The organism is Roseateles sp. P5_E11, from assembly GCF_054049355.1.
The window spans coordinates 1-500 of the sequence record NZ_JBFUMO010001225.1 but is presented as its reverse complement, the minus strand read 5'-3'; the positions used below and the strand labels follow the sequence as shown (position 1 = coordinate 500).

Here is a 500-nt window from a genome sequence, read left to right as displayed (position 1 = left end):
GTGTTCAGGGCCGACACCTGGGCCGAGCYCAGSGCGGCSAYCTGGGCGGTRCCSAGSGCCGTCATGTCGCCRGCCGTCAGGCCCTTGACCTGGGCCGTCGTCAASGYGGCGATCTGRSCCGTCGTCAGGGCGCCCACCTCGTCCGAGGTCAGGGTCTGGATCTGGTCGGAGGAGAGGCCGCGCAGCGCGGCGGTGGTGACGGCGCGCAGGTCRGCCGTCTCCATCGTCGGCAGCTGGTCGGACGTCAGCGCGCTGAACTGGGCCGAGTTCAGAGCGGCGAACTGGGTCGAGCCCATCGCGTTGAGGCTGTCCGTCGTCAGGTGGCTCAACTGGGCCGTCGTCAGCACGGCGACCTGGGCGGTGGAGAGCTTGTTGAACTGGTCGGACGTCAGGGTGTTGAGGTCGTCGGTGTTCAAGGTGCTGACCTGGGCGGTGGTCAGCGCGAGGATCTGGCTGGAAGACAGGGCGCGCAGCTGGTCGCTGGTGAGACCGTCCAGCTG

General features: G+C 69.0%; 1 pseudogene. It reads right to left on the bottom strand.

Annotated elements, in window-relative coordinates:
• Window positions 1–500: pseudogene (locus ACXJKR_RS34470) on the bottom strand (heme utilization protein); the annotation flags it as partial.